The 7,995-nt window shown below is 44.6% G+C and carries 9 protein-coding genes; all 9 read right to left on the bottom strand.

Features of this window, described 5'->3' with window-relative positions; all coding sequences use genetic code 11:
- Positions 1-219 precede the first annotated feature (219 nt).
- The 9 genes from F7734_RS59670 to F7734_RS59630 all read right to left on the bottom strand — a co-directional run bounded on the left by F7734_RS59670 (position 220) and on the right by F7734_RS59630 (position 7,935).
- Positions 220-1,167 (bottom strand): F0F1 ATP synthase subunit gamma, encoded by a 948-nt coding sequence (locus F7734_RS59670; RefSeq protein ID WP_155753587.1) that lies wholly within the window; start codon positions 1,165-1,167, stop codon positions 220-222.
- A gap of 85 nt (positions 1,168-1,252) precedes the next feature.
- Positions 1,253-2,773, bottom strand: coding sequence for a F0F1 ATP synthase subunit alpha (gene atpA / locus F7734_RS59665; RefSeq protein WP_155753586.1), 1,521 nt, complete (start codon positions 2,771-2,773; stop codon positions 1,253-1,255).
- Positions 2,774-2,885: 112 nt separating this feature from the next.
- Complete coding sequence (atpH, locus tag F7734_RS59660) at positions 2,886-3,440, bottom strand: ATP synthase F1 subunit delta (protein WP_155753585.1); 555 nt, start codon at positions 3,438-3,440, stop codon at positions 2,886-2,888.
- On the bottom strand, positions 3,440-3,991 hold the full coding sequence (locus F7734_RS59655) for a F0F1 ATP synthase subunit B (RefSeq protein WP_155753584.1): 552 nt from the start codon (positions 3,989-3,991) through the stop codon (positions 3,440-3,442). The genes atpH and F7734_RS59655 overlap by 1 nt, the downstream gene beginning before the upstream one ends.
- A gap of 131 nt (positions 3,992-4,122) precedes the next feature.
- Positions 4,123-4,548: a F0F1 ATP synthase subunit B' gene (locus F7734_RS59650; protein WP_155753583.1), complete on the bottom strand. Its 426-nt coding sequence runs from the start codon at positions 4,546-4,548 to the stop codon at positions 4,123-4,125.
- A 165-nt stretch (positions 4,549-4,713) separates the two neighbouring features.
- The gene (gene atpE / locus F7734_RS59645) at positions 4,714-4,959 is read right to left on the bottom strand and encodes an ATP synthase F0 subunit C (protein ID WP_008233924.1); all 246 of its coding nucleotides are present in this window, start codon (positions 4,957-4,959) and stop codon (positions 4,714-4,716) included.
- A 114-nt stretch (positions 4,960-5,073) separates the two neighbouring features.
- Positions 5,074-5,832 carry a F0F1 ATP synthase subunit A gene (gene atpB / locus F7734_RS59640; RefSeq protein WP_155753582.1) on the bottom strand — a complete coding sequence of 253 codons (759 nt, stop codon included), beginning with the start codon at positions 5,830-5,832 and terminating at the stop codon, positions 5,074-5,076.
- 149 nt (positions 5,833-5,981) lie between these two features.
- The gene (locus F7734_RS59635; RefSeq protein WP_166482832.1) at positions 5,982-6,425 is read right to left on the bottom strand and encodes an ATP synthase subunit I; all 444 of its coding nucleotides are present in this window, start codon (positions 6,423-6,425) and stop codon (positions 5,982-5,984) included.
- 328 nt (positions 6,426-6,753) lie between these two features.
- The gene (locus tag F7734_RS59630; protein WP_155753580.1) at positions 6,754-7,935 is read right to left on the bottom strand and encodes a class I SAM-dependent methyltransferase; all 1,182 of its coding nucleotides are present in this window, start codon (positions 7,933-7,935) and stop codon (positions 6,754-6,756) included.
- Positions 7,936-7,995 lie beyond the last annotated feature (60 nt).

Genomic DNA, 7,995 nt, shown 5'->3' with positions numbered 1-7,995 from the left:
TTTTAGATTTTGGATTTTAGATTTTGGATTTTAGATTTTGGATTTTAGATTTTGGATTTTAGATTTTGGATTTTAGGCACAATCCTATGTACCACAAGAAATTTTAAATTTTAGATTTTGGGTTTTAGGCACAATTCCATGTACCACAAGAGATTTTAGATTCTGAATTTCAGATTCAATCCAAAATCCAAAATCCAAAATCCAAAATCCAATATTACTTTACTTTAGCGCTTCTGCACCACTCACCACCTCAAGAATTTGATCGGTAATCGAGGCTTGGCGTGCTTTGTTGTATGACCGGGTGAGGGTATTGATGAGTTCTTTAGCGTTGTCGCTAGCGCTACTCATTGCTGTCATCCGCGCTGCTAGTTCGCTAGCAGCAGATTCTTGTAGTGCTCTCAGTAACTGGTTGCTCAGATACAGAGGTAGCAGAGAATCAAGAATTTGTACGGGGTCTTGCTCAAAAATCATGTCACGAGGCAAAGTCCGTGTTGGGGTAGTGACTTTTGAGCGCTCTACCTCAAATTGACCGCCACGAGTTGTTAAGCGGAAAATTTCATCATCCTGTGCTTCCAAACCCTGTGGATCGAGAGGAAGTAGGGTTTGCACTACGGGACGGGAACTGACCAAAGAGACGAACTTGGTGTACACTAACTCAATCCGGTCTACTTTTTCAGACAGGAACAACGAGAGTAGTTCGTCAGAAATTTTTGTGGCTTCTGCTGCAGTCGGAATTTGCTCTAAGCCAGTGTAGGTTGCATCAATGGGTTGGTCTCGGCGTTGGAAGTACTGAGCCGCTTTACGTCCTACAATGACAAATGTATAGTCAAGACCTTCTGCCTTGATTTCTTTAGCACGGTTTTCAGCACGCTTAATAATATTGTTGTTGTAACCGCCGCACAATCCCCGATCGCCTGATATCACGAGTAGCCCTACTGAGCGCACTTCTCTTTTCCGCAGTAGGGGTAGGTCTGCATCTTCAAACCGCAAGCGGGTTTGCAAACCATACAGTACTTGAGCCAAGCGGTCTGCAAAGGGGCGGGTTGCAATCACCTGTTCCTGAGCGCGACGTACCCTAGCTGCAGCCACGAGCCGCATGGCTTCTGTAATTTTCTTGGTATTTTTGACCGACTGAATGCGATCGCGTATTGCTTTTAGATTTGGCATATTTCGATTTTAGATTTTAGATTTTAGATTTTGGATTTAGGACTTTAGATTCAATCCAAAATCCCAAATCCCAAATCCAAAATTGTTACGCTGTTGCTAAGAAGGTCTTCTTGAATTCGGTAATTGCTTCCTTGAGGGCTTTTTCCTCATCATCACCTAGAACTTTTTTTGCCTTCACGCTATCTGTATACTGAGGCTTCCCAGTCTTCAAATATTCGCGTAAGCCTTTAGTAAAGGTAGTCACTTTGTTAGCTGGTATGTCATCTAAATATCCGTTAATACCCGCATACAAAATAGCAACTTGCTCGTAAACTGATAGAGGTGAGTTTTGTGGCTGTTTCAGGAGTTCCCGCAAACGAGCACCTCTTGCCAACTGGTCTTGAGTGGCTTTATCTAAATCAGAAGCAAATTGTGCGAAAGCTTGCAATTCGTCAAACTGAGCTAACTCCAACTTCAACTTACCAGCAACTTTTTTCATTGCCTTGGTTTGAGCAGCTGAACCCACCCTAGATACAGAAATACCGGGGTTAATCGCCGGACGAATACCAGCGTTGAACAAGTCAGAAGACAAGAAAATCTGACCGTCAGTGATGGAAATCACGTTGGTGGGGATGTAAGCAGATACGTCACCTGCTTGGGTTTCGATGATAGGTAGAGCAGTCATGCTACCTGCACCGAGTTCATCGTTGAGCTTAGCAGCCCGTTCCAACAAGCGGGAGTGGATGTAGAAAACGTCTCCGGGGTATGCTTCCCGTCCGGGTGGACGACGCAACAGCAGGGACATTTGGCGATACGCTTGAGCCTGCTTGGAAAGGTCATCATAAATAACCAAGGTGGCTTTCCCTTTGTACATAAAGTACTCAGCAAGGGTAGCACCAGTATAGGGAGCCAAGTATTGCAGGGTAGCTGCGTCACTGGCATTAGCGGCGACAACAATTGTGTAGTCCAACGCGCCTCTGTCCTGTAGTGTTTGTACTACGTTAGCGACAGTAGACGCCTTTTGACCGATGGCAACGTAAACGCAAATCACATCCTCTTCCTTTTGGTTGAGGATGGTGTCAATTGCGATCGCAGTTTTTCCAGTTTGACGGTCCCCAATAATCAATTCCCGTTGACCGCGACCGATAGGAATCATGGCGTCAATAGCTGTGATCCCCGTTTGCATGGGTTCGTGTACGGAACGACGAGCCACAATCCCCGGTGCTGGTGATTCAATCAAACGGGTTTCTGTGGTTCTGATTTCACCTTTGCCATCAATGGGCCGACCGAGAGAGTCTACCACTCGTCCGACCATCGCTTCTCCCACCGGGATTTGAGCAATTCTGCCAGTTGCAGTTACGGAACTACCTTCTTGAATTTGACGACCATCACCGATCAGCACCGCACCCACGTTGTCTTCTTCCAAGTTTTGAGCGATGCCAACAGTACCGTCTTCAAACTCCAGAAGCTCGCTTGCCATGACCTTGTCGAGACCATAGATGCGGGCAATACCGTCACCTACTTGTAGAACAGTACCAACATTCTGTACCTTGACTTGTTGGTCGTATTGTTCTATTTGTTGCTGAATAATGTTGCTGATTTCGTCTGGTCTGATACTAATTGCCATTTGTCTATCTTCTCTGTTGAGGAATTATGAATTATGAATTATGAATTATGAATTATGAATTATGAATTTTAGAAATTATTTTCATAATTCATCATTCACCATTCATAATTTTTCACGCGCTAGTTAAGCGTAATGATAGGCGGCGCAACTGACCGCGTATACTGGCGTCAACCACTTGAGATCCTACTCTAATAATGACACCACCAATGAGATCGCGATCTATTTTTGTATCCAATTCCACTTCACGAGCATTCGTCAACGCAATGACTTTTTCTCTGACAGATTGTTGCTGTGCTTCGGAAAGGGGAACTGCAGAAACAACTTCCGCAAGAACAGTTTGTTTGAGTTGCCGCAAAAGCGCCAGATATTGCTGACAAATGGGTTCGAGCAATGCAATCCGCCTTCTATCTACCAGCAGCAGCAAAAAATTCCGGAAGTAAGTATCAGCATCATCTCCAAGGATACGGGTGATGACAGATTTTTTGTCTTCGAGCTTCACAAACGGGTTAATGAGGAAGTTTCGCAACTCTTCACTTCCCGAAAGCAAACCCAGTAACGAACGGATATCTTCGCCGAAACGATCTGTCAGGTTTCTTGCTTGAGCGAGTGACATCAACGCCTCGGCGTAGGGAGTGGCTATTTCGGATGTTGCTACATTGCTTGCCATCAGCGTCCTCCAAGTAGCGCTATGCTGCGATCGATTAATCTATGTTGAGTCTCCTCGGCTATTCCAGTCTCTAGTTGAGACTCGACTCTTTGTAGTGCCAAAGCAACGACTCTCGCTCTTACTTCTGCGATCGCTTTTTCCCTTTCGGTGTCTAAATCCCTAGATGCCGTTTCTTTCAAGCGTTGCACGTCCTTAGCTGCCTCTGCCAGAATTGCTTCACGAGATGCGCGAGCACTTTCTTCAGACGCTTTTACGATTCGCTGTGCTTCTGCTTGCGCCTGAGTCAGCCTTTGCTGAGCCTCAAAGAGGGCGCTCGCTGCCTCCTTTGCACGCGCTTCTGCTTCCTGAATCGTCGCTTCAATATTTGAGCGCCGTTCGTTCAGGGTATTGCTTAAAACATTACGCCCAAAGTAGAATAAAACGCCAATGAGAATCGCTAGGTTAATGATGTTGGTTTCTAAAATGTCTGTGTTCAGACCGAAACCGCCTTCTGGTTCTGCTCCTGCGACTGCCTCAGTGGCTAAAAATAAAACAGTCCCTATGATACCCATTTACAACTGCGCTGCTCCCTTGCTAGTTACGTTGAATTTTCCCCAAGGGAAAAGTGTCAAATTGACACTCGAATGAAGCGCTGACCGGAGCAACGCCCCGTTGCGCGTAAGCTTACACAGAACCGCTCTATTTAATAAGTTGGTTCCAGTAGTTTGTCTAAAATTTGCCTACTGAGGGCCTCGACTTGTTGCTCTAATGAACGCATTGCCTCTTGCTTTTGCTGGTCTATTTCTTGAGCCGCCTGTTCTCTCTGAGCTTGGGCTTCTTTTTGCGCCTCAGCCAATTTTTCGGCAGTTATCTTTTGTGCTTCAGCCTGAGCTTGTGCGATCGCAGCTTGCGCTTGTCTGCGAGCATCTGCTAACTGCTGCTCGTAGTCTTTCGTCAAGCGCTCCGCTTTAGCCAAACGTTCTTTCGCTTCAAGATTGTTCGTCCGGATGTAATTTTCCCGATCGTCCAGCGCTTTGGTCAATGGCTTGTAGAAAATGACGTTCAATAGAGCTGCCAACAGCAGGAACTGCAATGCCATTACAGGCAAAGTAGCATCGAAATCAAACATTTCTCTCCTTATTCGGCTCGAACCGCTGTTTTTGTGGCATCTACAATCATCTAACCTTTCATTTTGGCGATCCTGTGGCTATTAAGGATCGATTGACTTCTCATAGCATAGTCAGTTGTAAGGACTTGAAGCATCGCGTCTTTACAACTGACAAGTTTTTAAGTCTTAGGAAAATGGGTTAGCGAACAATAGTACTAGAGCAATTACCAGACCGTAAATGGTCAGGGATTCCATGAAAGCTAGGGTCAACAGCAAAGTTCCGCGAATTTTTCCTTCAGCTTCTGGCTGACGGGCAATACCTTCTACTGCTTGACCTGCAGCATTTCCTTGACCAATTCCAGGTCCAATCGCAGCCAAACCAATCGCCAAAGCAGCAGCTAGAACTGAAGCAGCAGAAACTAATGGATCCATCTTGATTTCCTTACCTTTACTACAAAATGAATGGTTTTTGATTTGAGATATTCTTAGATTTTAGATTGTGCCGTGAACTTAACATTCAGACATCTAAAATCTGATTGCGAAGGTCTAATGATGACCTTCATGTTCTTCTTCACCATGTCCCTCTAGTGCTTCGTGTATGTATGCCGCCGCTAGGGTAGCAAATACCAAGGCTTGAATGGCACTGGTAAATAAACCCAAAGCCATTACCGGCAGAGGCACGAACAAAGGAACTAGAAGAACCAATACAGCCACAACTAACTCATCCGCCAAAATGTTACCAAATAGTCGGAAGCTTAGGGATAGAGGCTTGGTGAAATCTTCAAGAATCGCGATCGGTAATAAGATCGGCGTCGGTTCTATATACTTTTTGAAGTAACCCAAACCGCGCTTGCTAAAACCCGCGTAAAAGTAAGCTAACGAAGTCAGTAACGCCAGTGCTACTGTCGTGTTTATATCATTGGTCGGAGCAGCCAACTCTCCCGACGGTAACTTGATGACCTTCCAAGGAACCAGAGCGCCCGACCAATTCGATACGAAGATAAACAGAAACAGCGTGCCAATGAATGGCACCCAGGGGCGGTACTCTTTCTCACCAATTTGATTTTTCGTCAGATCTCTAATAAACTCCAGGGCATATTCCATGAGGTTCTGTATGCCGCTAGGAATTTTTTGGATGCTGCGAGTAGCTGCTAGTGAAGCTATTACTAAAATAGCAATTACAAACCAAGAGGTGAGAAAAACTTGCCCGTGCAGTTTCAGGTTACCCAATTGCCAGTAGAAGTGATGACCCACTTCCAATGAGGCAAGAGGGGAAGAATAGAAAACGTTCAGAAAATTCACCATTTTCTTTCCATGTCGTTCGATTCTCCAATCTTAACTGGAGATAATGAGGCAAGCGATAAGCGATCCTTAACGGTTAAAGCCGTATCGCCGTCTGGATTTTCCTGCCGAAAAGCACTCGCGCCATCGCCTTTTAAGGTTTGGTGGAGCTTTTACGAGTCCCGGAGAAATACCCCCCTAACTACGTAGATGAGAAGCGTACCTTTGTAGGTGAGAAATCCCAAAAATATTGGCAATATTTGCAGCTTATTCCACTGTGATGCCAGTAGAATAACTCCTACTAATAAAGCTAACCGAGTTTTGCTCAGCTTGCGATTTTCTCTGCTCAAACGCTCAACATCTTTTGCCAACATCCTCAAGTAAACCACACCCGTGGATGCTCCAAGCAAATAATTCAGAGCAAAGTTTCGGGAATACAAAATCCATACAGAGACAAATATAATCCCTGTCAAGACAAGAGTGATAACCAACAATTCCCTGTAGAGATGGTAAAACTCTTGCATGGAAGAGCTTTTCGGTTCTGGGTTCTCCAAACCGGGCTTTGAATCTTGTCCTGTTGTTGGCGTGGATTTAATTGATTCGTCTGACAAGCTCACGGGAGTTGAAACCAGTACAGTTATTTGTGTTGACTGTTTGCCCAGCCAGCTGAATCATATCACGATTGGGTAACATTACTTTAGAAAAAAACAATTAACTTATTGTCTGAAGAAAAAAACTTGGTAGATGCATATGCATAAAAAGGATTTTTAATACAAGAAATTTGGATAAAAAAGGATAATTTTTTACATTTTTACCCATTGATGGACTCCAAGATCCCCGACTTCTTTAAGAGGTCGGGAATCTTAGCCAAGCGTTTATTCTTTTAACTCTTATTCTACCGTTTGAGTGATGTTGTGCGTCTCTCAAGTTGGCAATGTGATTCTTTCAACATGGTGCTAACATAATTAGCTGTTGTTTGACAAGCTCTTGCACCCTATCTAACTCTAACTGTACGCTTGCTAAAATTTCTCCCACTGTTGATTTACCATCACAACTTTGTAAAAACTTTAACTCTGTTTCCGATAAGTTAATAAGTTGGTAATCGTAGTTAAACAGACATTGACTGGGGAAACCTTCTATGCATGGATTTCTTTCAGGAATTGCTGCTAGTATTATGTCTGGTTCTGACCAATCTGTTTTGGGTAGCGGTAGGCGATTCAAGAAAAACTCGTAGTGACTCACTTCTGGATCTAATAACTCTATTAAGCGATAACGCTGGCGATCGCTCAACTCTTGTGCTCGTTCCATTAACTCCGGTGCTTGACTCAAAAGTCTCCCCAACTCCCAGAAACTGGGATTGGAAAAACCTACAAAATCCAAACCCGAAGCATCAATAAGTTCAAACAAAGTTTCTATGTTGTAATCAATTTCTTGAGGATGTACGTACATATCAGCAAAGCACTCATCCCGTTGATTTTCCAACAACCATCGTTCCCGTTCCCTTTTCAGAATGCGGTTATTATCTGGTAGAGAAGCAAATATTTGCCGTCCAACTTGAACACCATCGCAGTAATCGCCCCGCTTGTCACCTTGAAGGAGTGCGATCGCTTTTTGCATCAGTTGAATTTCCCACCGTCCCAATTCTCCGTATACGAAAATATGCATCAAACCACCAGGAGCTAACTTCTTAGCCAAAGATTGAATTCCACGGATAGGATCGGGTAAATGGTGAAGTACACCCACACAATTAATCAAATCAAATTCACCCGGTAGCTGTTCCACGTCATACAAACTCAGGTGATGAAACTCCACACGAGTTGCGCCAGAACGCTGACAGCGTTCTTTTGCCACAGACAAAGCATTAGCACTGAGATCGATACCGACAACACGAGCATGAGGATTGAGGTGAACGAGATACTCAGTTCCCACCCCCGTACCGCAGCCAGCATCCAAGATGCGGATATCTTGCTTATCAGGTTTTTGACCCGTACAAAAGTTATAAGAAGCCAACCAATTCCAGCGCCAATTGTAACCAGGGGGCGGTTCATCTAATAATGGTTCGGGAGGGAAGGGGTAAGTGTTGTAGAGTTTGGCGACAGCAGCGCTAATCGTTTGAGGGTCGGACATCTCGCACAGCAAAATTACAGCATTTCTGAGTCTAGCGGAATTAGGGGGTAGGGGTTAGGG

Source organism: Scytonema sp. UIC 10036 (assembly GCF_009725235.1).
Note: the sequence above shows the minus strand (reverse complement) of the source record. Positions and strands in the feature narration are given on the sequence as shown.

Coding starts and splice junctions, on each gene's coding strand:
- atpB (WP_155753582.1), bottom strand. CDS start 5,832: ATGGTGAATTTTCTGAACGTTTTCTATTCTTCCCCTCTTGCCTCATTG.
- atpE (WP_008233924.1), bottom strand. CDS start 4,959: ATGGATCCATTAGTTTCTGCTGCTTCAGTTCTAGCTGCTGCTTTGGCG.
- F7734_RS59650 (WP_155753583.1), bottom strand. CDS start 4,548: ATGTTTGATTTCGATGCTACTTTGCCTGTAATGGCATTGCAGTTCCTG.
- atpA (WP_155753586.1), bottom strand. CDS start 2,773: ATGGCAATTAGTATCAGACCAGACGAAATCAGCAACATTATTCAGCAA.
- F7734_RS59655 (WP_155753584.1), bottom strand. CDS start 3,991: ATGGGTATCATAGGGACTGTTTTATTTTTAGCCACTGAGGCAGTCGCA.
- F7734_RS59630 (WP_155753580.1), bottom strand. CDS start 7,935: ATGTCCGACCCTCAAACGATTAGCGCTGCTGTCGCCAAACTCTACAAC.
- F7734_RS59670 (WP_155753587.1), bottom strand. CDS start 1,167: ATGCCAAATCTAAAAGCAATACGCGATCGCATTCAGTCGGTCAAAAAT.
- atpH (WP_155753585.1), bottom strand. CDS start 3,440: ATGGCAAGCAATGTAGCAACATCCGAAATAGCCACTCCCTACGCCGAG.